The sequence below is a fragment of the Pseudomonas sp. ATCC PTA-122608 genome (assembly GCF_001952855.1).
Classification (GTDB): Bacteria; Pseudomonadota; Gammaproteobacteria; order Pseudomonadales; family Pseudomonadaceae; genus Aquipseudomonas.
On record NZ_LPNO01000005.1, the window covers coordinates 28,729 to 51,368 of the forward strand.

Sequence of the window (22,640 nt, forward strand, 5' to 3'; positions counted from 1 at the left end):
GCTTTCGGTACTCAGCGGATATCGCTCAGCGCGGTCTGCCGCCCGCCATTGAGCTGTCGCAAGTGCGCCTGCAGGTGCAGGCACCAGATTTGCGGGTCGTCGGCCAGCTCGTACCCGTGCAGGGTCAGGCTTTCGACAATCGAATCAAGGATGGTTTGTGCCACGAAAGGTCCATGAAACGGGCCTTGGGATTTGATGGTGGAAGGCTGTTCACCCGTCATTCCGGCGGCAAACAACAAGGTCCACATCCCGGTATCCCCGGCGAGAGGGCGAATGGAACATTCGATACGAGTAACCAGGCCCAGGCACTGGCGGGTGAGGCAGAGGTTGCGCGACATGGCGGCGACCCTCGGTAGATCCGGTATTCAGCCTCGCAGGGCAAGACTGTTTCTATCCAGCGACTCCTGTGGATATCCCTTGAGCTGAGAATAGAAGAAACCCGGTACAAACCAAGGCCGGGGGACCAACGGACGACTGCCCCGTGGCGAGGGGGCTTGTCCCCCGTTGGGCTGCGTAGCAGCCCCAATAGGATAAACGTGCTCTAACAGGTTAAACGCAGTGCCTGGATTTGGGGCCGCTTCGCAGCCCAACGGGGGACAAGCCCCCTCGCCACAAAGCGCGCCCTTCATCCGATCAAAATCACACCGGTTTGGCTTCTGCCAACGCCTCCTGCGCCAGCTCCTTCTCGGCTTCCTTCAAATCATCTTCACTGATCATCTCGGCAATCGCCCGCAAACGCTCCACCACCCGTGCATTGACGCTGCCTTCCGGGAATTGCCCCTCCTCGTCTGGCGAACCCGCAGGCTCACCCACTAGCAGGCTCAAGGCCTCGTCGGCCTGACGCACGGCATAGACGTGGAACTGCCCGTCGCGTACAGCCTGCAGCACCTTCTCATCGAGCATCAGCGTCGCGACGTTGGCCTGGGGAATGATCGCCCCCTGCTCGCCGGTCAGCCCGCGGGCTTCACAGAGGCGGAAGAAGCCTTCAATCTTCTCGTTGACCCCGCCCACCGCCTGCACTTCACCAAACTGGTTGATGGAGCCGGTGATGGCAAAGCACTGCTTGAGCGGCGTTTTCGACAGCGCCGAAATCAAGGTGCAGGCCTCGCCCAAGGAGGCGCTGTCGCCGTCGACATAACCGTAGGACTGCTCCAGGGCGATACTCGCCGAGATCGCCAACGGGAATTCCTGGGCATAACGGCTGCCCAGGTAACCGGTGAGGATCATCACGCCCTTGGAGTGGATCGGCTGGCCGAGGTTAACTTCACGCTCGATATCCACGATGCCGCTGCCGCCCGGGTACACCGAGGCAGAGATCCGCGCCGGTACACCAAACGCCGAGTCACCCACCTCCAGCACCGTCAGCCCGTTGCACTTGCCCACCGCTGCACCGGCGGTGTCGATCAGGATCACCCCGGCGAGCATGTCGTCGAGAATCCGCGCCGACACCCGCCCGGTGCGCGTGGCCTTGGCCTTGAGCGCACGCTCGATGTGCCCAGCGTCGGTGCGTTCATCACCCGCCAGGTGACGAATGAAGTCCGCCTCGCTGACCAACTGGAACAAATCACCGATACGCGCCGACAAGCGCCCCTGGTTCTCCGCCAGCCGCGCGCTGTAGGTCGCCAGCCGTGCCACGGCATCCGAGGTCAACGGCGCCATGCCTTCTTCCGAGGTGCGGGTTTTCAGCAACTGGGCGAACTGCTCCAGGCTTTCATCCACCATCGGAATGTCTTCGTCAAAGTCCACCAGCACCCGGAACATCTCCTGGAAGTCCGGATCTGCGTCCTGCAACGCGTAGTACAGCTGGCGGGAGCCAATGATGATGACCTTGAGCTGCAACGGGATCACTTGCGGGTTGAGGGTCACCGTGGCCAGGCGGCCCAGTTCGCCCAACGGTGACTCCATTTTCAGCTTGCGCGATTGCAGGGCACGCTTGAGGGCGTCCCACACAAACGGCTCGCTGAGCATTTTCTCGGCTTCGAGGATCAGGAAACCACCATTGGCACGGTGCAGCGCACCCGGCCGCAACTGGCGGTAAGTCGTGTAAAGCGCGCCCTGGTCGGTGCTGTATTCAATACGGCCGAACAGGTTGTCGTAGGTCGGATGCGGCTCGAATACCACCGGCGCGCCACCGTTGACCGGATGGCCTACCACCAGACTCGGGCAGTACTGCTCCTCCAGCAACTTGCGGGCCTGGGCATCGGTTTTCGCGTCGTCCACCAGTTGCTCGACCACGGTTTTCAGCAGGTAGACCTGCATTGCCTGCAGGTAGCCGCAGACTGCCGCGTTCTCCGCATACTTCTCGGACAGCGGCGACAGCAGTGGCTGCAAGGCCAACGTGATGGTTTCTTCGTTGAACTGGCGCATCTGGTTGTTAGACTCGCGCTTCCACTGGGGCAGGCTGGCGAGTTCTTCGTTGAGGCGTTCTTCCAGTTCGGAAATATCAGTGTGGAAACGCTCGCGGTCAGCTTCCGGCAACTGCGAGAATTCAGCCTCATCCAGAGCCTTGCCATCGAGCATCGGGGTGAACGCAATGTTGGTGCTGTCACGGTACAGCGCCACGTCCTTTTCCAGAGCCAGGCGCTCGATGACGTCAAGAGCACGGTCGTAGCGCTGGTTGAAAGCACGGTCGATGGCGCTTTTGCGCTGTTGATAAGTCGGGTGTTCAAACACGGCCGGAAAGGTCGCGACCAGGTTATCGATCAAGCCGTTGATATCGGAGATGAACGCGGCAGCACCGCCCGCAGGCAGTTCCAGCGCGCGGGGTTCGCGAGGCTCGTCGAAATTATTGACGTAGACCCAGTCGGCCGGGGTCTGCAGGCGCTTGCCTTCGGCCTTGAGGTAGCGTTTGACGAACGAAAAGCGGCCGGTACCGGGCTCGCCCATGACAAATACGTTGTAACCGGGGCGTGGCATGGCCACACCGAACTGCAAGGCTTCGACCGCACGTTCCTGGCCAAGCACACCGCGAAAGGGCTCCAAATCATTGGTGGTCGAGAAGCTGAACTGTTCAGCGGAAAAAGGACGAGTCAGCGCTTCGGGCGCTAGACGCAAGCTGGCAGCAACAGGATCAGGCATCGGGCTTCCTTACATCAGGCGGGGCAGATGACGGCATTCTGGCGCCGGGTTGGGCCGGCTGGCAAGGACGGCTTAGGGAAAGCATAGACCCAGGTTTGAGGCTGTAAAAAAACCGAGTGTTTCCGGCTTGTTTCATAAAAAGTCACGGAACCCTTGGATCATGCCTAAACTCCAACCTGCTGCGGGTTGGACTAATAACCGACCCCTAGGGTGCTGTCAGGCACCTGAACCCTTGTCCATTGGTTTGCACACAAAGAGAACAAAGCTATGAAACGGATCCTTCTCGGTACTCTCTTCACCGTCGTCTCCCTCAATGCAATGGCTGAAGCGCCAGGTGGCCCGAACTGCGGTTGGGGCAACATGTTGTTCGAAGGCCAACGCGGCACTCCGGCTCACTTCCTGGCCTCCACCACCAACGGTACCTCCGGTAACGCCACATTCGGCATGACCTCGGGCACCAACGGCTGTAGCACCAACAGCGCACTGACCTACGGTGGCAAATCGTGGATTGCCATGAATGGCATGATGAACGAGCTGTCCGAAGACATGGCCAAGGGTAACGGCGAAGCGCTGACTACCTACGCTGTAGTACTGGGCGTTGCTCCTGAAGACCGCGAGCACTTTGCCGCTGTGACTCACGAGCACTTCCAGCAAATCTTCAGCAAGGCTGACGTAACCGCTGATGACGTGCACAACAACACCCTGGCTGTACTGAAAAGCGACACCCGTCTGGCGAAATACGCTACCCAGGCTTAAGCTCGACCCGCCCGTGCCTTTCGAGGCACGGGTTTTGTTATTTTTGGACCTGCCTCCCCTTTGGGTCTTTTTATCTCGACTTAAGTTGCCCACATGCTCAAACGCCTTGCCTACCTGGCACTCTTCGCCTGCGCCCCGCTGTATGCGGCGCCGCACCTTGATGATCAACGTTTGCAGCAGTTGGCCAACGAGCCGTTCTGGCTCTCGCTGGGGCATTACGAATCCGGCAAATTCGAAGGCTGGCGCAGTTATGTCAGCGACAAGAAATTCTTCCTCGCCCCCGATGGCGCCCACCATCCGGACCAGGAGCTGAAGGCCACGGTGGAGGCACTGTATGCCCCGGCCAGCCTCGGCGAAAAACACGTCCAATGCGTTTATCCCGCACGTACCCGTTGGCTCAAGGACCAGTTGCACCTGACTGACTTGCCAACGCTGGACTGCAAGGAATTCAAGCAATGGTTCAAGGACGTTGCGCCCCACAGTGCGGTGATGATCTTCCCGGCGGCTTACCTCAACAGCCCGTCGTCAATGTTCGGCCACACCCTGCTGCGCATCGACCAGGCTGACGTGCAGAGCAACAACACCGCCCTGCTCAGCTACGCGATCAACTTTGGCGCCTATATCGAAGGCTCGGACAACAGCATCCTCTACGCCTGGAAAGGCCTGATGGGCGGTTATCCCGGCCTGTTTGCACTGGTGCCCTACCAGGAAAAGCTCTCGGAATACCGTAGCCTGGAGAACCGCGACCTGTGGGAATACCGCCTGAACCTGACCCAGGTCGAGACCGAGCGCATGGTTGAGCACGTGTGGGAGCTGAAGCAGATCCAGTTCGACTACTTCTTCTTCGACGAAAACTGCTCCTATCGCCTGCTGGAACTGCTGCAAGTGGCCCGCCCAAGCCTGCGGCTGACCGAGCAATTTCCGCTGACCGCCATTCCTACCGACACGGTAAAAGCCGTGAAAGAAGCCGGCCTGGTAGAAAAAATCGACTATCGCCCGTCCCGTGAACGGGAACTGCTGGAGCGCGCCAAACCGCTGGACAGTGACGAGCAGCAATGGGTGCTGAAGATCAGCGACGACCAGAAACAACTGCAAGAGCCGACCTTCAAGGCCATCGCCAAAGACCGCCAGGCCCTGATAATCGACGCCGCCTATCGCCTCGGCCGCTACCGCGCCAACGGCCTGGAGCGTGACACCGAACGCTCCCAACGCAGCTTCGAACTGCTGCGGGCGATCAACCAGAACCCGGCACCAGACCTGAAAATCGAACGCCCCGGCCTGCCCGAAGACGGCCACGAATCCCGCACCTGGCAAGCCGGCATCGGCACCCGGGGCGACAAGGCCTTCGGCGAATACGGCCTGCGCATGGCCTACCACGACCTGAATGACAACGCCGAAGGCTTCCCCTTGGGCGCGCAGATCGAAATCCTGCAAATGAAACTGCGCCAGTACGAAGGCAACCACTGGCAGTTGCAGCAACTGGACCTGGCGACCATTCGCTCACTGACCCCGCGCAACGAGCTGCTGCAACCCTGGTCGTGGCAAGTCACCGGCGGCCTTGAGCGCGTACCGGGCAAGCATGACGACGAGACCCTCGTCAGCCACGTTAACGGCGGCGCCGGCGGAACCTGGCAACTGCGCGACGACATGCTCGGCTTCGCCCTGGGCACAGTGCGCGTGGAACACAACAGCGACTTTGGCGAAGCCATCTCCCCGGCGGCCGGCTTCAACACCGGCGTGCTGTGGCGAAACCCGCTGGGCAACCTGAGCCTGGAAGCCAAGGGTGATTTCTTCACCAATGGCGAAGTACGGCGCAGTATCAGCTTGAATCAACAGTGGGAATTGTCGCGCAACCTGGGCTTGAGGCTGAGTGCGCAGCGGGAATACAGCCACTTGGCGACACCGGTGAATGAGGTGATGCTAGAGGTGAAGTGGTATCACTATTAATCCCTGAGCCGTAGATCATTCCCACGCTCCGCGTGGGAATGCATCCTGTGACGCTCCGCGTCACGACCTTTAAAAGCGGACGCAGAGCGTCCAGGGCGGCATGCCCACGCAGAGCGTGGGAACGATCACTAAAAGGAGCTTCAACCAACATGGCCGTTAATTGCACCAGCCTCGAGCAAGTCCGGGAAAACATCGACCGTCTTGATCGCCAGATCGTTACGCTGCTGGCCGAACGGGGCGGCTTTGTCTCACAGGCTGCGCGCTTCAAAAAAGACAGTGACGGCGTGAAAGCCCCGCAGCGGGTTGAGCAGGTGATTGCCAAGGTTCGCGATCTCGCTGATACCGCTGGCGCCAATCCGGACGTCACAGAGCAAGTCTATCGGGCGATGATTGCAGCGTTCATCCAGCAAGAACTCGCAGAGCACGCCGCCCTGACACCAGACTGAACCACACAATAACCTTGTGGCGAGGGAGCTTGCTCCCGCTGGGCTGCGCAGCAGCCCCAAAACCAGACACCTCACCCTTTCTGGAATATCTCAATACCCTGAACAGGGGCCGAGTCGCGCCCCAGCGGGGGACAGGCCCTCTCACCACTGGTTCAGCGCCCGACTGAACTAGCCATCCACGGACAAACCCATTTCCGGACAGAAATTTTCATGCCCGTCTCAACTCATTGATAAATAGACATGAAATTTCGTACGATTTTTTAGCTATTTTCATTCGATGTAAATCAGCTCTAAGTCCATTCTCTTTATCAGCATTTATGACTAGTATCGGATGGCAATCAAATTGCCACCATCTCTATACACGGATCTGAATAGATAAGAGGCTCGTATGGAATTCTTTGAAAAGCTCACCAGCCTGGCGGCCAAAGTCCGCCTGCAGGGCCCCGCAATTCAAACGGAAGAAGCCACAAAAAATGCTTTTGTCATGCCCTTTATAAATATGGTGTTGGGCTACGACGTATTTGATCCTCAGGAAGTAACACCGGAATTTGTCTGCGACATCGGGACGAAAAAAGGTGAAAAGATTGATTACGCCATCATGAAAAATGGGGAAGTCCAGATGCTCATCGAATGCAAAAAAATCGGTGAGTCGCTCAGCATCAATCACGCGTCCCAGCTGTTTCGCTATTTCCATGTCACAAGCGCAAGAATTTCGATTCTCACCAACGGCCAGGTCTATCGGTTTTTTACGGATTTGGACGCACCCAACAAAATGGATGAAAAGCCATTTTTAGAGCTGGATTTACTAGACATTGATGAGTATTCAGTCCCGGAACTGATCAAGCTGACAAAATCTGCATTCGATGTAGATTCGATTATCAGCGCTGCTGGCGAATTGAAATATGTCAGCCAAATCAAAAAAGTTATCGCCGCGCAGATCAGCAAGCCAGACGATGACTTCGTAAAAGTTTTCGCTTCACGTGTGTACGAAGGGGTTATCACACAGAAAGTTCGAGAGCAGTTTTTTGAGTTAACCCGAAAGGCGTTAAGCCAGTTCCTCAACGATCAGATCAATGATCGCCTTAAGTCAGCTATGAGTGGTTCCATTCAGCCGGCTCAAGCCTCACTACCCACTTCTCTCTCCGCTAATACCGAAGTTATAGAGCGTGACGAGTCAGAAGACAAAATAATCACCACTCTGGAAGAACTTGAGGGATATCACATAGTAAGAGCTGTCGTACGCTCTGTGGTCGATGCCAAACGCATCGTGCAGCGAGATACGCAGAGCTATTTTGGGATATTGCTGGACGACAACAATCGCAAGCCGATTTGCCGCCTGCACTTCAACCGCAGCCAGAAATACATCGGGATTTTTGACGCAGAGAAAAATGAAACACGACATGCAATTTCATCAATTGACGAGATTTACGAATACTCAGATCACCTGAAAAAAACGGTGGGTTACTACGACTAAATGCTAGATGGTAGAGGTCTTAATACTCTTATAAGCCCGTCTATGTCATGTAGTGAGGGCTGCTACGCAGCCCAACGCGGGGCAAGCCCGCTCACCACAGGGGGCAATTGCTTGTCTCTAGGTGACAGGCGTCATCGCTTGGGTAAGGTCGTCTACAACTGCCTTGCCCATCTCGCATAGATAATGCGCCGCCCACGCATATTGCTCACCTCGCACATCCATGGCGGCTTCCATTGCGAGTGTCTTGGAGTAGTGAAGCAGTGTGGATACATGCTCCAGCGCTTCACTAATCGGCATGCCTGCGTTCACGCGGAACAGAGGCTTCTCGTTTTCGCCATAGTCACCGAAGGTGACTACACCGACGGTAATGATCGAGGACAGCGGTGGATCGGGGACAATTTTAGCCATGATGTCTCTTCTAAGTGAAAAAGGGGACCACCGCGACACGTCGCTAAACATGAAAGGGTGGCTGCTGTACGCAGGTTAGCGAACCGGTCACCTAGACACCCGGCAGATCCGAAGATCTCCCGCGCACAGCCGCCATAGCACGATACGGCCGGCAAAAAAACCGCCTGCCAAGTATGTAAAGAGGTTGCGTCTTGGTGGTTCGGGCCGCTAAACCCGTTCACTGTTTTCACAGCGAAGTCGGGAGGCTAGTGACCCAAACACTAAGGCGCAATAGGGTTGAGATTCTCTAGGAATTGTCCTGCAATTTAAAGGGAATCGTCGTTGATGGCCTTTCAACTCAACACCTTTCTCACGTCCCTTTCACATCTATCCAACGAATCCACTCCTACACTTCCCCTATCAGCCGTTCAACGGCCAGGGAGCAAGCGATGTGGCGGTACGCTGTAATGCTGGGCCTGTTGGCCCTGCTGTCGGGTTGCCAATCAACCCATGAAGACTTGCTGGCCAAGGGTTACCCGCCCGCGTTCGCCGACGGCTACGACGATGGTTGCAGCAGCGGCCGCCAAGCCGCCGGGGTGATCACTGGGGAATTTCGCAAGAATGTCCCCCGCTACCTGAAAGACCGCACCTACGCCGAAGGCTGGGAAGATGGCTTCCGCCAGTGCAAGGCCATGCGCGAGAATGAAGATCTGAACGACTACAAGAACCGTCATTGGGACGACCGCGAACGCGCCTGGCAACAGGAAAAGGACCGCGACGCCGCCCGAGCCTTTCGTTCGCCATAGGTCGCTTTCAGACATCCGGCGAAACTTATCCCCTGCGACCATGGCCCAAACTCCATAGCAGGAGAACGCCATGAGTCGAGCTTTCGTCAACGAAGACAACGCCGCTGCCCAGGCCAGCCAACCGGTGGAACGCCAGGTCAGCGAGCAACCCAATCACCTCACTGCCCGCGGGCTTGCGCAGTTGCAGGCCAAGGTGGCGCAGTTGCAAAGCGAACACAGCGGAGAGTCCGCCAAGGGTGAGCAGGCCGATAAACAGCGCCAGGCCGACCTTGAGCGGGATTTGCGTTACTTCAACCAGCGCCTGCAAAGCGCTCAGGTGGTGGCGCCAGCGACCTCCACGGAGAAGGTGCAGATCGGCAGTTGGGTAACGTTTGCCAATGAACAGGACGAAGAGCAGCGGATTCAACTGGTGGGCGAAGACCAGGCCGACGCCACGGTAGGCCTGATCAACTGGGGTTCGCCCCTGGGCCGGGCGCTGCTGGGTGCTCAGGTGGGTGACGAGGTGCTGTGGAAGCGCCCCGTCGGCGATCAGTTGATCGAGATCCTGCGCATCGAGCCCGAGGCTTAGACGATGCCTTGAGCCAGCATTGCGTCCGCGACTTTCACGAAGCCTGCGATATTCGCGCCCTTCACGTAGTTGACCCGACCGTTTTCTTCGCCGTAATGCACGCAGGCATGGTGGATCGACTGCATGATGTTGTGCAGTTTGCTGTCCACTTCGCCAGCGCTCCACAGCAGGCGCATGGCGTTCTGCGACATCTCCAGCCCGCTCACCGCCACGCCGCCGGCATTGGAGGCCTTGCCCGGTGCGAAGAGGATGCCGGCGTCGATAAAGATATCCACAGCCTCCAGAGTGGTGGGCATGTTGGCGCCTTCGGCCACGCATGCGCAGCCATTGCGCAACAGGGTGCGCGCCGCGTCGGCGTCCAGTTCGTTCTGGGTGGCGCAGGGCAGTGCGATGTCGCAGGCCAGTTCCCAAGGTGCTTGGCCGGCGCGGAATTCCAGGCCGAAACGTGGAGCCAGTTCGCTGATGCGCCCGCGCTGGACGTTTTTCAGCTCCAGCAGCGCCGACCATTGTTCCTCGGTCAAACCGCTTTCGCAGTACAGGGTGCCTTCGGAGTCGGACAGGGAAATCACCTTGCCGCCCAGGTCCATGACTTTTCGCGCCGCGTATTGGGCGACGTTGCCGGAACCGGAGATGGCCACGCGCTTGCCTTCGACACGCTGGCCGTTGCGCTTGAGCATTTCTTCAGCGAAGTACACGCAGCCAAAACCGGTGGCTTCCGGGCGGATCAGGCTGCCGCCGTAGCTCATGCCCTTGCCGGTCAGTACCGAGGTGAACTGGTTGCTCAGGCGCTTGTACTGGCCGAACAGGAAGCCGATCTCCCGGGCGCCCACGCCGATATCACCGGCGGGCACATCCACGTCGGAACCGATATGGCGATACAGCTCGCTCATGAATGCCTGGCAGAAGCGCATCACCTCGGCGTCGCTCTTGCCCTTGGGATCGAAGTCCGAGCCGCCCTTGCCGCCGCCCATGGGCAGCGAGGTCAGGGAGTTCTTGAAGGTCTGTTCGAAGGCGAGGAATTTCAGCACGCCCAGGTTTACCGATGGGTGGAAGCGCAGGCCGCCCTTATACGGGCCGATGGCGCTGTTCATCTGGATCCGGAACCCGCGGTTGACTCGTACCTTGCCTTGGTCATCTTCCCACGACACCCGGAACACAATCGCACGCTCCGGCTCGCAGATGCGCTCCAGGATGCCCGAGGTCAGGTAATGGGGATTGGCTTCAAGAAACGGCCACAAGCTGCGCAGGACTTCTTCCACGGCCTGGTGGAATTCCGGCTGGTCGGGATCGCGTTTCTTGAGGCGGGCAAGGAAGGATTCAACGGATTCGATCATGAAAAGTCTCGGCAAATTTATTGTCGTTAAAGGAGATTTGTCCCGGACTTTATCAATTCATGTCGCACCGCGACAGGGCGAAATGTCGCTTTTGTGAATTTAAATGGTGCATTAGATATAAATACAGGCGGTTTTTGCACCTTAATGAGGATTTAAAGTCGAGTTTTGCACCAATAGTTAAACCGTCTTCGCGAGCAAGCCCGCTCCCACATTTGGAATGCATTTCAAGGTGGGAGCGGCGGTGCGACGATTCGACTTGCTCGCGAATGAATCCAACTCGGTCTTACAAAAAAACACGCAAAAAAAAGCGGAGCCCGAAGGCTCCGCTTTTTCAAACCACCAACCCGAATCAGGCCAGTTTTTTATGCCGTACACGATGCGGCTGGGCAGCGGCTTCGCCGAGGCGTTTCTTGCGATCGGCTTCGTATTCGGTGTAGTTGCCTTCGAAGAACACCGCTTGGGAATCGTCTTCGTACGCCAGGATGTGAGTGGCCACACGGTCAAGGAACCACCGATCGTGAGAGATCACAATGGCGGCGCCCGGGAAGTCCAGCAGGGCTTCTTCCAGGGAACGCAGGGTTTCAACGTCGAGGTCGTTTGACGGTTCGTCGAGCAGCAAGACGTTGCCGCCTTCTTTCAAGGTCAGGGCCAGGTGCAAGCGACCGCGCTCACCACCGGACAGGTCCTTGACGAACTTTTGCTGGTCGCCGCCCTTGAAGTTGAAACGGCCCACATAGGTGCGCGACGGGATTTCATAGTTACCGATACGGATCTGGTCGGAACCGTCGGAAATCTGCTGGAACACCGTCTTGCTGCCGTCGAGGTCGTCGCGGCTCTGGTCCACACAGGCCAGTTGCACGGTTTCGCCGACTTCGATGGTGCCCGAGTCCGGTTGTTCCTTGCCCATCAGCATGCGGAACAGGGTGGATTTACCCGCACCGTTACCGCCGATCACGCCAACGATGGCGCCTTTCGGCATGGAGAACGACAGGTTGTCGATCAACACGCGATCGCCGTAGCCCTTGCAGACGTTCTTGAACTCGATGACCTTGTCACCCAGGCGCGGACCGGCCGGGATGTAGATTTCGTTGGTCTCGGAACGCTTCTGGAATTCCTGGGACTGCATTTCTTCGAAACGCGCCAGACGGGCCTTGGATTTCGACTGACGTGCCTTGGCGCCTTTACGCACCCATTCCAACTCGTCTTTCATGGCCTTTTCATGGGCCGACTGCTGCTTGGATTCGGCCGCCAGACGGTCGGACTTGGCTTCCAGCCAACCGGAGTAGTTGCCCTCGTAAGGGATACCGGCGCCACGGTCGAGTTCGAGAATCCAGCCGGCCACGTTGTCCAGGAAGTACCGGTCGTGCGTGATCGCAACCACGGTGCCCGGGAAGTCGTGGAGGAAGCGCTCCAGCCAGGCGACGGAATCGGCGTCCAAGTGGTTGGTGGGTTCGTCGAGCAGCAGCATGTCGGGGGCCGACAGCAGCAGGCGGCACAGGGCCACACGCCGCTTTTCACCACCGGACAGGTGCTCAATCTTGGCGTCCCACGCCGGCAGGCGCAGCGCATCGGCGGCAACTTCCAGCTGGCGGTCCAGGTTGTGACCGTCACTGGCTTGCAGGATGGCTTCGAGCTTGGCCTGTTCTGCCGCCAGTTTGTCGAAGTCAGCATCTTCTTCGGCGTAGGCTGCATAGACCTCGTCCAGGCGGGCCTGGGCGTTCTTGATCACGCTGACCGCTTCCTCGACCACTTCACGCACGGTCTTGGTCGGGTCCAGGATTGGCTCTTGCGGCAGGTAGCCGATGTTCAGTTCGGGCATCGGGCGGGCTTCGCCGTCGAACTCGGTGTCGACGCCGGCCATGATTTTCAACAGGGTGGATTTACCCGAACCGTTGAGGCCGAGCACGCCGATCTTGGCGCCCGGGAAGAAGGACAGAGAAATGTTTTTCAGGATTTCCCGCTTCGGCGGAACAACTTTTCCCAGCCGATGCATGGTGAAGACGTATTGAGCCATGGTGAACCTAGCGTCAGTGACTGATGAATTAAGCGGGCGAAACCCGTGCCAGGCCATGCGCGGCGCGGGCCGTTGACCATGATCAATGCCTGCGTGCGGTAGAAGCCTGATTGTCTGGGGCTGGAACGCCCTCGCGTAACCGGCAAAGCTACCTGAATGCGCATGGGCAGTCCAGCCAAGCGGGGCTGGCACTTTGCCACAACACAAGGCATGCTAGCCGCCCTCCGGGCGTCCGGCTTATAGTGCACGTCGCGCGCCAGTCCAGCCAAACCGCAGGATCACAGTTTGTCCAACGTCACCCCGCCAACTCCCCTGCGCGCCGCTCATATAGCGCCGGGAGCGCCCCTGCACGGAACCCTCAAGGGCGCTCTGGCGACGCTGGTCCTGCTGCTGCTCGCCTTATTATTCTGGCAACTGCTGGACCAGTTGCAGCAAAACCAGAAAAACCAGCAGCAATACACCATCGACTACAGCGCCGACCTGGCCGAACAAATCAGCCTGAACATGGCCCTCAGTGCGCAGATCGCGCTGAACCTGCTGCCGATCGTCGAGCCGCCACGGGACACTGAACAGCAACAAATCCTGATGCGCACCCTGCAACGCTCCCTGCCGGAGCTGCGCAGCGTCGCCCTGCTCGCCCCCAGCGGCGCGATGATCAGCGACAGCGCCGGCGACAGCCAGGACAGCGCCTGGCTCGAAGAGCTGGTCAAGCGCAGCCACGCCCAGTCCTATTACTTGAGCAACAACAACGACGGCACCGTCATCTACCTGCTGCTGCATCAGCCCAGTGGCGGCACCAAGATGTACTGGGCCTTGCGCCTGGCGCCCAACTTCCTGGCCAACCTGACACGCCAGGACGGCCAGGGCCAGCGCCCAATGTGGGTGATCGAAAACCGCCTCAACCACCGCGTAGTCAGCCGTGACAGCGGCATGCCGGCCCAGTGGGCCTCGGCGTTGACCCCGGACGAATTGAACAAAAGTGTACTGGTCACGCCCCTGAGCAAAAGCGACTGGCAACTGCGCGGCCTGTTCGACCGTGCCGCCGTGCTGGAGCAACTGCTGCCGGCCTTTATCGGCAAATGCCTGCTGGGCCTGGCCTTCTCGCTGATCCCGGTGATCGTGCTGCTGAACATGCGCCGCCGCCAGCGCCAGGTGCATGAAGGCCGCCGCCGCTACCAGGATATTTTCGAAGGCACCGGCGTGGCGCTGTGTGTGCTGGACCTGTCCGGCCTGCGCGCATTCTTCGACAAAGCTCAACTGCAGACCCGCGAGCAACTGCAGCAGTTGCTGCAAGACAGCCCGGAGCAACGCCAACAACTGCTCAAGGAATTGCGCGTCACCGAGGTCAACCAGGTGGCGGTGCGCCTGCTGAATGTCGCTTCCTGCGAGCAAGCCTGGGAGCGCCTGATCGACGCTTGCCCGTCGAGCCCTACCGCCATCGGCAACCAGGTGATCGACGCGGTACTGACCCAACAGAAGCAGCTCGAACTGGAAATCCAGCTCAGCGATGTCGAAGGCAACGACCAATACCTGTGGCTGGTGATGCGCCTGCCGGAACAACAGGACGACTTCAAGGCGGTGATCCTGAGCATCAGCGACATCACCAGCCGGAAGCTGATCGAGCTGTCGCTGGTGGAGCGCGAGGGTTTCTGGTCGGACGTGGTACGCACCGTGCCCGATCACCTGTATGTGCAGGACGTGATCAGCCAGCGGATGATTTTCAGCAACCATCACCTGGGCCACACCTTGGGCTACAACAAGCCCGAGTTGCAGCAAATGGGCGAGTATTTCTGGGAAATCCTGCTGCACCCCGAAGACGCCGAGCGTTACCACGACCTGCGCCTGCAACAGCGCCAGGCCGGCTACCTGAGCCAACTGCAGTGCCAGCTGCGCTTTCGCCACCGCAACAACCAATGGCGGCGCTTCGACATCCGCGAACAGGCCCTGGCCCGGGACAAGACCGACCAGGTCACGCGCATCATCGGCGTGGCCAAGGACATCACCGACCAGATCGAGGCCAGCGAATCCCTGCGTGACAGCGAACAGCGCTACCGCATGCTGGCTGAAAGCATCAGCGACGTGATCTTCTCCACCGACAGCAAGCTGGCCCTGAACTACGTCAGCCCGTCGGTGAACGGCGTGCTGGGCTATGACGTGGACTGGATCTTCGAAAACGGCTGGCAATCGACTATCGCCAACCCGCAACAACTGACTGGAATTTACTCCCTGGTGGAGCAAGTCAGCCGCGCCCTGGACCAACCCGACTCCCTCGCGGCGTTGCGCAACGACGTGCAGACCCAGCTGTTCCTGTTCGACTGCCTGCGGGCCGACGGGCGCAAGATCCCGATCGAACTGCGCCTGGTGCTGGTGTGGGACGAACACGGTGCGTTCGAAGGCATCCTCGGCGTGGGTCGCGACATCAGCCAGCAACGCCGTGCGGAAAAAGACCTGCGCATGGCGGCCACGGTATTTGAACACTCGACTTCGGCGATCCTGATCACCGACCCTGCCGGCTATATCGTGCAGGCCAACGAGGCGTTCAGCCGGGTGAGTGGCTACGCGGTGGCGGACGTGCTCGACCAGTTACCAAACATGCTCACCGTCGACGAACAGCAGGAAGCCCACCTGCGCTACGTGCTCAAGCAATTGCATCAGCACAGCACCTGGGAAGGCGAAGTGTGGCTCAAGCGCCGCAACGGCGAGCATTACCCGGCCTGGGTCGGGATTACCGCCGTATTCGATGACGAAGGCGACCTGGCCAGCTACGTGTGCTTCTTCAGTGACATCAGCGAGCGCAAGGCCAGCGAACAGCGGATCCACCGCCTGGCCTACTACGACGCCCTGACCCACCTGCCCAACCGCACGCTGTTCCAGGACCGCCTGCACACCGCGTTGCAGTCGGCGGAACGGCAGAAGTCGTGGGTGGTGCTGATGTTCCTCGACCTCGACCGCTTCAAGCCGATCAACGATTCCCTGGGCCACGCCGCCGGCGATCGCATGCTCAAGGAAATGGCCACCCGCTTGCTGGGCTGCGTGGCCGAAGACGACACCGTGGCGCGCATGGGCGGCGACGAGTTCACCTTGCTCCTGCAACCGCGAGCCAGCCGCGAAATGGCGTTGAACCGGGCGATCAATGTGGCCGAGCAGATTCTGGCCAGCCTGGTGAAACCGTTTGTGCTTGAGGGCCGCGAGTTCTTTGTGACCGCCAGTATCGGCATCGCCCTGAGCCCGCAGGACGGCAACGAACTCAGCCAGTTGATGAAGAACGCCGACACGGCGATGTACCACGCCAAGGAGCGCGGAAAGAACAACTTCCAGTTCTACCAGGCCGACATGAACGCCAGCGCCCTGGAGCGTCTGGAGCTGGAAAGCGACCTGCGCCACGCCCTGGAACAGAACGAATTCGTGCTGTATTACCAGCCGCAGTTCAGCGGCGACGGCAAACGCCTGACCGGCGCCGAAGCCCTGCTGCGCTGGCGCCATCCCCGTCGCGGGCTGGTGCCACCGGGGGACTTTATCCCGGTGCTGGAGGAATTGGGGCTGGTGGTGGACGTGGGCGACTGGGTAATCAGCGCAGCCTGCCGCCAACTCAAGACCTGGCACCAGAACAAGGTGCGGGTGCCCAAGGTCTCGGTGAACATCTCGGCCCGGCAGTTCTCCGACGGGCAACTGGGCGAGCGCATCGCGACCATCCTCAAGGACACCGGCCTGCCGCCGGCGTGCCTCGAGCTGGAGCTGACCGAAAGTATCCTGATGCGCGAGGTCAACGAGGCGATGCAGATCCTCGCCAGCCTGAAAAACCTCGGCCTGAGCATTGCGGTAGATGACTTCGGCACCGGTTATTCATCGCTGAACTACCTCAAGCAGTTCCCCATCGACGTGCTGAAGATCGACCGCACCTTTGTCGACGGCCTGCCGTCGGGTGAGCAGGACGCGCAGATCGCCCGGGCGATTATCGCCATGGCCCACAGCCTGAACCTGGCGGTGATCGCCGAGGGTGTGGAAACCCATGAGCAGCTGGACTTCCTGCGGGAGCACGGTTGTGACGAGGTGCAGGGCTACCTGTTCGGACGGCCGATGCCGGCGAACCGGTTTGAGGCGCAGTTCAGTAATGACGCGCTGTTCATGTTCGACTGAGAGCGTGTGATGCCGCTTTTTGTTGCGAGGGGGCTTGTCCCCCGTTGGGCTGCGAAGCGGCCCCAAAACCTGGCACCTCGATCTACCTGAAGAAACGCGTGAGCCCTGAATGGGGCTGCTGCGCAGCCCAACGGGGGACAAGCCCCCTCGCCACAAGGGCACCGCTCATCCCTAAGTGAATCCCGCTTGTCCGCGACATGATGTCCTTTCATATGCCATCCAAAACCCATTAGGTTAGAATGCGCTTCTTTTCTGCCCCCGATCCTTGAGGACCGCCATGTTCAGCCGTGATTTGACCATTGCCAAGTACGACGCCGATCTCTTTGCCGCCATGGAGCAAGAAGCCGTGCGCCAGGAAGAGCACATTGAGCTGATCGCTTCGGAAAACTACACCAGCCCTGCGGTTATGGAGGCTCAAGGTTCGGTTCTGACCAACAAGTACGCCGAAGGCTACCCGGGCAAGCGTTACTACGGTGGTTGCGAGTACGTCGACATCGTTGAGCAGCTGGCCATCGACCGCGCCAAGGAACTGTTCGGCGCCGATTACGCCAACGTCCAGCCACACGCCGGTTCCCAAGCCAACAGCGCCGTGTACCTGGCCCTGCTGCAAGCGGGCGACACCATCCTGGGCATGAGCCTGGCCCACGGCGGTCACCTGACCCACGGCGCCAGCGTTTCCTCCTCCGGCAAGCTGTACAACGCCGTTCAGTACGGCATCGACGGCAACGGCCTGATCGACTACGACGAAGTCGAGCGCCTGGCGGTTGAGCACAAGCCAAAAATGATCGTGGCGGGTTTCTCTGCCTACTCGCAGATCCTGGATTTCCCACGCTTTCGCGAAATCGCCGACAAGGTGGGCGCCTACCTGTTCGTCGACATGGCCCACGTGGCCGGTTTGGTCGCTGCTGGCGTCTACCCGAACCCGGTGCCATTCGCTGACGTGGTGACCACCACCACCCACAAGACCCTGCGCGGTCCACGTGGCGGCCTGATCCTGGCTCGCGCCAACGCCGAGATCGAGAAGAAGCTGAACTCCGCCGTATTCCCAGGCGGCCAGGGTGGCCCGCTGGAGCACGTGATCGCCGCCAAAGCGATCTGCTTCAAGGAAGCCCTGCAGCCTGAGTTCAAGACCTACCAGCAGCAAGTGGTGAAAAACGCCAAGGCCATGGCCGGCGTGTTCATCGAGCGTGGTTTTGACGTGGTGTCCGGCGGTACTGAGAACCACCTGTTCCTGCTCTCGCTGATCAAGCAAGACATCTCCGGTAAAGACGCTGACGCCGCTCTGGGCAAAGCCTTCATAACCGTGAACAAGAACTCGGTACCGAACGACCCACGTTCGCCGTTCGTCACCTCCGGCCTGCGCTTCGGCACTCCGGCTGTGACGACTCGTGGCTTCAAGGAAGCAGAGTGCAAGGAACTGGCTGGCTGGATCTGCGACATCCTGGCTGACCTGAACAACGAAGCAGTGATTGATTCTGTTCGTGAGAAGGTCAAGGCCATCTGCAAGAAGCTGCCGGTATACGGCGCTTAATAGCAAAAAGCCCGCTGTAGGAGCGAGCTTGCTCGCGAAGAACGTCAACGATAACGCGTGCATCCTGGATGCACGCGGTGCCTATAAGTTCTTCGCGAGCAAGCTCGCTCCTACATGTGGGCTTTTTTATGCCTGATAGATGCGCTGGAAACCCTCGCGAATCTTTTCTTCCGGCAACTCGTCGGCAATAAACACAATCACACTTTCCCGCGTCTCGCCTTCGGCCCATTCGGTGTCCCAATCGAAACCGTAGAGCTTCAGCACGCCCTGGAACACCATCCGCCGGTCTTCCCCGGCAATGTTCAGCACGCCTTTGTAACGCAGCAATTGCTTGCCGTGGTCTTCCAGCAGCTCGTTCATGAACTCGCTGAGTTTGTCGATATCCAGCGGCTGGTCGGTGCGCAGCACCAGGCTGGAGATACGGTCGATGGACGGCGCCTGGCTTACCGGGCGCAAGGTCATGCCGGCATTGAGGTTGAAGCCACGCACATCCAGCAGTTCGGCGAGGTCGATCTTGCCGTGCTCCACCACGCGAATCGGTGCGCGGCGGTTGATGCGGGTCAGGCGCTCGCTGAGGGCGTCGAAGGTGGCGTCGTCCACCAGGTCGCGCTTGCTCACCAGCAGGCGGTCGGCAAAACCGATCTGCGCCTGGGCGATGGTCTGGGTCAGGTGGTGCTCGGCGTGGGCCGCGTCCACCAGGGTGATGATGCCGTCGAGGATGTAGCGCTCGCGCAGTTCTTCATCGATGAAAAAGGTCTGGGCCACCGGGGCAGGATCGGCCAGGCCGGTGCACTCGATCACCAGGCGGTCGAAGGCGATTTCGCCGCTGTCCAGGCGTTCCAGCAGCAGGTACAGGGCCTTGGTCAGGTCGGTGTGGATGGTGCAGCACACGCAGCCATTGGACAGGGTCATGACTTGCACCGGCTCGCTGCCCAGCAGTTGGGTGTCGATACCGGCGTCGCTGAATTCGTTTTCGATCACGGCGATTTTCAAGCCGTGCTCGGCCTTGAGCAGGTGGCGCAGCAGCGTGGTTTTACCCGCGCCGAGAAAGCCGCTGAGGATGGTAACGGGGATGGGAGAGGACAAAGAATTCTCCTTGAAATAGGAACGCAAAAACAATTGTAGGAGCGAGCTTGCTCGCGAAGAACCCAAGGACACCGCGTGCATTCAGGAAGAACGCGGTGTCTTGACGTTTTTCGCGAGCAAGCTCGCTCCTACAAGGGACCTAACGACTCAACAGCACTTGGGCCCACCCTTGCCGCCGTAACGGGCTTCCTGGCGTTCCCGGAAGAACGCCTTGTAGTCCATCATCGGCTTGTCGGGGTGCTTGGTTTGCATATGCTCGACGTAAGTGTCGTAGTCGGGCATGCCGACCATCAGGCGCGCGGCCTGACCGAGGTATTTACCGAGGCGACTGATGTCATTGAACATGATTGCAATCCTCTATCAAGCGTCCGGGATGGCCTGGTATGGAGCTTCTTTATCCGTACGTTCCTTTTTGCCCCAGGCGGCAATGCCGACTTTGAGCGCATAGAACAGGATGCTGAAGACCACGAACAGGAACAGCGCCGTCAGCGTTGCGTTGGTGTAGGCGTTCCAGATCACGTGTTGCATCTGGTCGATGCTCTTGGCCGGTGCGAGGATCTGGCCGCCGGCCAGGGCGTCGCTGTATTTCTTGGCCAGGGACAGGAAGCCGATCGCCGGGTTGGCGTCGAACAGCTTGATGAAGCCTGCGGTCACGGTGCAGATCAGCAGCCAGACAGCCGGCAGCATGGTCACCCAGATGTAGCGTTGGCGTTTCATTTTGATCAGCACAACGGTAGCGAGCATCAGCGCGATACCCGCCAGCATCTGGTTGGAGATACCGAACAGCGGCCACAAGGTGTTGATGCCGCCCAGTGGGTCGATCACGCCTTGGTACAACAGGTAACCCCACATCGCCACACAACCTGCGGTAGCGATCAGGTTGGCGGTCCAGGACTCGGTACGCTTGAGCGCCGGCACGAAGGAACCGAGCAAATCCTGAAGCATGAAGCGACCGGCACGGGTACCGGCGTCGACTGCGGTCAGGATGAACAGCGCTTCGAACAGGATCGCAAAGTGGTACCAGAACGCCATGGTGTTTTCACCCGGCAGGACGCTGTGCAAGATCTGCGCGATACCGACCGCCAGGGTCGGCGCACCACCGGCACGGGCCAGGATGGTGGTTTCACCGATGTCATGCGCCACCGCCTGCAACGCTTCCGGGGTAATCGCAAAACCCCAGCTGCTGACAGTTTGCGCAACGGTCACCACGTCAGCGCCGACAATGGCGGCCGGGCTGTTCATGGCGAAGTACACGCCTGGCTCGATCACCGAAGCGGCAACCATCGCCATGATGGCCACGAACGACTCCATCAACATGCCGCCGTAACCGATGTAACGGGCGTGCCCTTCATTGGCCAGCAACTTGGGCGTGGTGCCCGAGGAGATCAGTGCGTGGAAACCCGAGACCGCGCCACAGGCAATGGTGATGAACAGGAACGGGAACAGACCGCCCTTCCACACCGGGCCGGTGCCATCGATGAACTGGGTCAGCGCCGGCATTTTCAGGTCGGGCATGGTCACCAGGATGCCAATCGCCAGGGCGATGATGGTGCCGATTTTCAGGAAAGTAGACAGGTAGTCACGTGGCGCGAGGATCAGCCACACCGGCAACACGGCGGCGACAAAGCCATAACCCACCAGCATCCAGGTGATCTGGATCCCGGTGAAGCTGAACGCCTTGGCCCACACCGGGTCAGCGGCAATCTGCCCGCCCAGCCAGATCGAGCCCAGCAGCAACAGCACGCCGACAATCGAGATTTCGCCGATACGGCCCGGGCGGATGTAGCGCATGTAGATGCCCATGAACATCGCGATCGGGATGGTCGCCATCACCGTGAAGATGCCCCACGGGCTTTCGGCCAGGGCCTTGACCACGATCAGCGCCAGCACCGCGAGGATGATGATCATGATCAGGAAGCAGCCAAACAGCGCGATGGTCCCGGGAATGCGGCCCATTTCTTCGCGGACCATGTCCCCCAGGGAACGGCCGTTGCGACGGGTGGAGAGGAACAGGATCATGAAATCCTGCACCGCGCCCGCCAGCACCACACCGGCTATCAGCCACAAGGTGCCGGGCAGGTAGCCCATCTGCGCTGCCAGTACCGGGCCGACCAAAGGCCCGGCGCCGGCGATTGCCGCGAAGTGGTGACCGAAAAGAATGTGTTTGTTGGTCGGCACATAGTCCAGACCATCGTTGTTGAGCACGGCGGGGGTAGCCCGCAGTGGATCGAGCTGCATCACATGGTTAGCGATGAACAGACTGTAGTAACGGTAAGCAACCAGATAAATGGCCACTGCTGCGACCACAATCCACAAGGCGTTGATCGCCTCGCCGCGGCGCAAGGCCACTACGCCCAGGGCGCACGCTCCTACGATTGCCAGCAGCAGCCAGGGTAGATGGCGTAGCAGGCTATTATTATTTTTCATTTTTATATTCCAGCCAGGGTGGACAGAAAGACAGCCATCCCGAGTTTAGCGCTACTGGCCTTAAAGGCCACCCCCCTACGTTGGTCTAGAGCCTTGCCGGAGCGAAAAAAGCAGAAAAAACCGTCCCATGATGGCGCACGGCTACAATTCTTTTATCCACAGAGGGTTTCACCATGAGCGAACAGCCTTCAGACCGACGCCGTTTCCGACGCATTGCCTTCGATGCCAGGACCGAGCTCACGCAAGACGGCCATGTCTGGTCGGTGCAATTGGTAGATTTATCGCTCAAGGGCTTGCTGGTGCAACGGCCGCAAGACTGGCACGGCCATCGCTATGAGTCGTTCGACGTGGACATTCATCTGGACGCCGAGACCAACGTAAAGATGCAGGTGCGGCTGACCCATGATGATCATGGGCAGCTCGGCTTTGTGTGCGAGCACATCGACCTCGACTCCATCAGCCACCTGCGGCGGATAATCGAGCTGAACCTCGGTGATCAGGCAGAGCTGGAGCGGGAATTCGCCGCCTTGCTGGAGACCTGAACATGTGGGAGCTGGCTTGCCTGCGATGGCGGTGTGTCAGTTTGCATATCAATCAGCTGATACACCGCCATCGTGGGCAAGCCCGGCTCCTACAGGGGTGATGGGTG

At 59.4% G+C, this 22,640-nt stretch carries 17 protein-coding genes; 9 read left to right on the forward strand and 8 right to left on the reverse strand.

The window, feature by feature from the left end:
- Nucleotides 1–11: 11 nt before the first annotated feature.
- Nucleotides 12–338, reverse strand: a complete 327-nt coding sequence (locus AU074_RS06460; protein ID WP_076014017.1) for a hypothetical protein — start codon at nucleotides 336–338, stop codon at nucleotides 12–14.
- Between the two features lie 301 nt (nucleotides 339–639).
- Nucleotides 640–3,078, reverse strand: coding sequence for a Lon protease family protein (locus AU074_RS06465; protein WP_076014018.1), 2,439 nt, complete (start codon nucleotides 3,076–3,078; stop codon nucleotides 640–642).
- A 267-nt stretch (nucleotides 3,079–3,345) separates the two neighbouring features.
- Here AU074_RS06465 and AU074_RS06470 point away from each other — a divergent pair, with 267 nt between their 5' ends.
- From AU074_RS06470 to AU074_RS06485, 4 genes are all read left to right on the forward strand, one after another.
- Nucleotides 3,346–3,834 carry a DUF3015 domain-containing protein gene (locus AU074_RS06470; protein ID WP_003215845.1) on the forward strand — a complete coding sequence of 163 codons (489 nt, stop codon included), beginning with the start codon at nucleotides 3,346–3,348 and terminating at the stop codon, nucleotides 3,832–3,834.
- A gap of 93 nt (nucleotides 3,835–3,927) precedes the next feature.
- The gene (locus AU074_RS06475; RefSeq protein WP_076014019.1) at nucleotides 3,928–5,781 is read left to right on the forward strand and encodes a DUF4105 domain-containing protein; all 1,854 of its coding nucleotides are present in this window, start codon (nucleotides 3,928–3,930) and stop codon (nucleotides 5,779–5,781) included.
- A gap of 149 nt (nucleotides 5,782–5,930) precedes the next feature.
- Nucleotides 5,931–6,227, forward strand: a complete 297-nt coding sequence (locus AU074_RS06480) for a chorismate mutase (RefSeq protein ID WP_076014020.1) — start codon at nucleotides 5,931–5,933, stop codon at nucleotides 6,225–6,227.
- Between the two features lie 388 nt (nucleotides 6,228–6,615).
- Nucleotides 6,616–7,701: a type I restriction endonuclease gene (locus tag AU074_RS06485; RefSeq protein WP_076014021.1), complete on the forward strand. Its 1,086-nt coding sequence runs from the start codon at nucleotides 6,616–6,618 to the stop codon at nucleotides 7,699–7,701.
- Nucleotides 7,702–7,818: 117 nt separating this feature from the next.
- On the opposite strand, the gene AU074_RS06490 is transcribed toward AU074_RS06485, so the two are convergent.
- Nucleotides 7,819–8,109, reverse strand: a complete 291-nt coding sequence (locus tag AU074_RS06490) for a DUF3077 domain-containing protein (RefSeq protein WP_076014022.1) — start codon at nucleotides 8,107–8,109, stop codon at nucleotides 7,819–7,821.
- A gap of 428 nt (nucleotides 8,110–8,537) precedes the next feature.
- Here AU074_RS06490 and AU074_RS06495 point away from each other — a divergent pair, with 428 nt between their 5' ends.
- Both AU074_RS06495 and AU074_RS06500 read left to right on the forward strand, forming a co-directional pair.
- Nucleotides 8,538–8,894, forward strand: a complete 357-nt coding sequence (locus AU074_RS06495; protein ID WP_076014023.1) for a hypothetical protein — start codon at nucleotides 8,538–8,540, stop codon at nucleotides 8,892–8,894.
- A gap of 70 nt (nucleotides 8,895–8,964) precedes the next feature.
- Nucleotides 8,965–9,462, forward strand: coding sequence for a GreA/GreB family elongation factor (locus AU074_RS06500; RefSeq protein WP_076014024.1), 498 nt, complete (start codon nucleotides 8,965–8,967; stop codon nucleotides 9,460–9,462).
- Here AU074_RS06500 and gdhA read toward each other — a convergent pair.
- Both gdhA and ettA read right to left on the reverse strand, forming a co-directional pair.
- Nucleotides 9,459–10,796 (reverse strand): NADP-specific glutamate dehydrogenase, encoded by a 1,338-nt coding sequence (gdhA, locus tag AU074_RS06505; RefSeq protein ID WP_076014025.1) that lies wholly within the window; start codon nucleotides 10,794–10,796, stop codon nucleotides 9,459–9,461. The two genes, AU074_RS06500 and gdhA, sit on opposite strands and share 4 nt — an antisense overlap.
- Before the next feature lie 349 nt (nucleotides 10,797–11,145).
- A complete protein-coding gene (ettA, locus tag AU074_RS06510; RefSeq protein WP_076014026.1) occupies nucleotides 11,146–12,810 on the reverse strand; it encodes an energy-dependent translational throttle protein EttA in 1,665 nt (554 codons plus the stop codon).
- A 285-nt stretch (nucleotides 12,811–13,095) separates the two neighbouring features.
- Between ettA and AU074_RS06515 the strand changes: the two genes are divergently transcribed.
- Together AU074_RS06515 and glyA are read left to right on the forward strand one after the other, a co-directional pair.
- Nucleotides 13,096–16,947, forward strand: a complete 3,852-nt coding sequence (locus AU074_RS06515) for an EAL domain-containing protein (protein WP_076014027.1) — start codon at nucleotides 13,096–13,098, stop codon at nucleotides 16,945–16,947.
- Nucleotides 16,948–17,224: 277 nt separating this feature from the next.
- On the forward strand, nucleotides 17,225–18,478 hold the full coding sequence (glyA, locus tag AU074_RS06520) for a serine hydroxymethyltransferase (RefSeq protein ID WP_076014028.1): 1,254 nt from the start codon (nucleotides 17,225–17,227) through the stop codon (nucleotides 18,476–18,478).
- A gap of 126 nt (nucleotides 18,479–18,604) precedes the next feature.
- On the opposite strand, the gene yjiA is transcribed toward glyA, so the two are convergent.
- The 3 genes from yjiA to AU074_RS06535 all read right to left on the reverse strand — a co-directional run bounded on the left by yjiA (nucleotide 18,605) and on the right by AU074_RS06535 (nucleotide 21,991).
- The gene (gene yjiA, locus AU074_RS06525; RefSeq protein WP_076014029.1) at nucleotides 18,605–19,564 is read right to left on the reverse strand and encodes a GTPase; all 960 of its coding nucleotides are present in this window, start codon (nucleotides 19,562–19,564) and stop codon (nucleotides 18,605–18,607) included.
- A 147-nt stretch (nucleotides 19,565–19,711) separates the two neighbouring features.
- On the reverse strand, nucleotides 19,712–19,909 hold the full coding sequence (locus AU074_RS06530) for a YbdD/YjiX family protein (protein WP_003176208.1): 198 nt from the start codon (nucleotides 19,907–19,909) through the stop codon (nucleotides 19,712–19,714).
- A 15-nt stretch (nucleotides 19,910–19,924) separates the two neighbouring features.
- Nucleotides 19,925–21,991, reverse strand: a complete 2,067-nt coding sequence (locus AU074_RS06535; protein WP_076014030.1) for a carbon starvation CstA family protein — start codon at nucleotides 21,989–21,991, stop codon at nucleotides 19,925–19,927.
- 173 nt (nucleotides 21,992–22,164) lie between these two features.
- On the opposite strand from AU074_RS06535, the gene AU074_RS06540 reads away from it, so the two are divergent.
- Nucleotides 22,165–22,533: a PilZ domain-containing protein gene (locus tag AU074_RS06540; RefSeq protein WP_076014031.1), complete on the forward strand. Its 369-nt coding sequence runs from the start codon at nucleotides 22,165–22,167 to the stop codon at nucleotides 22,531–22,533.
- Nucleotides 22,534–22,640: the final 107 nt, after the last annotated feature.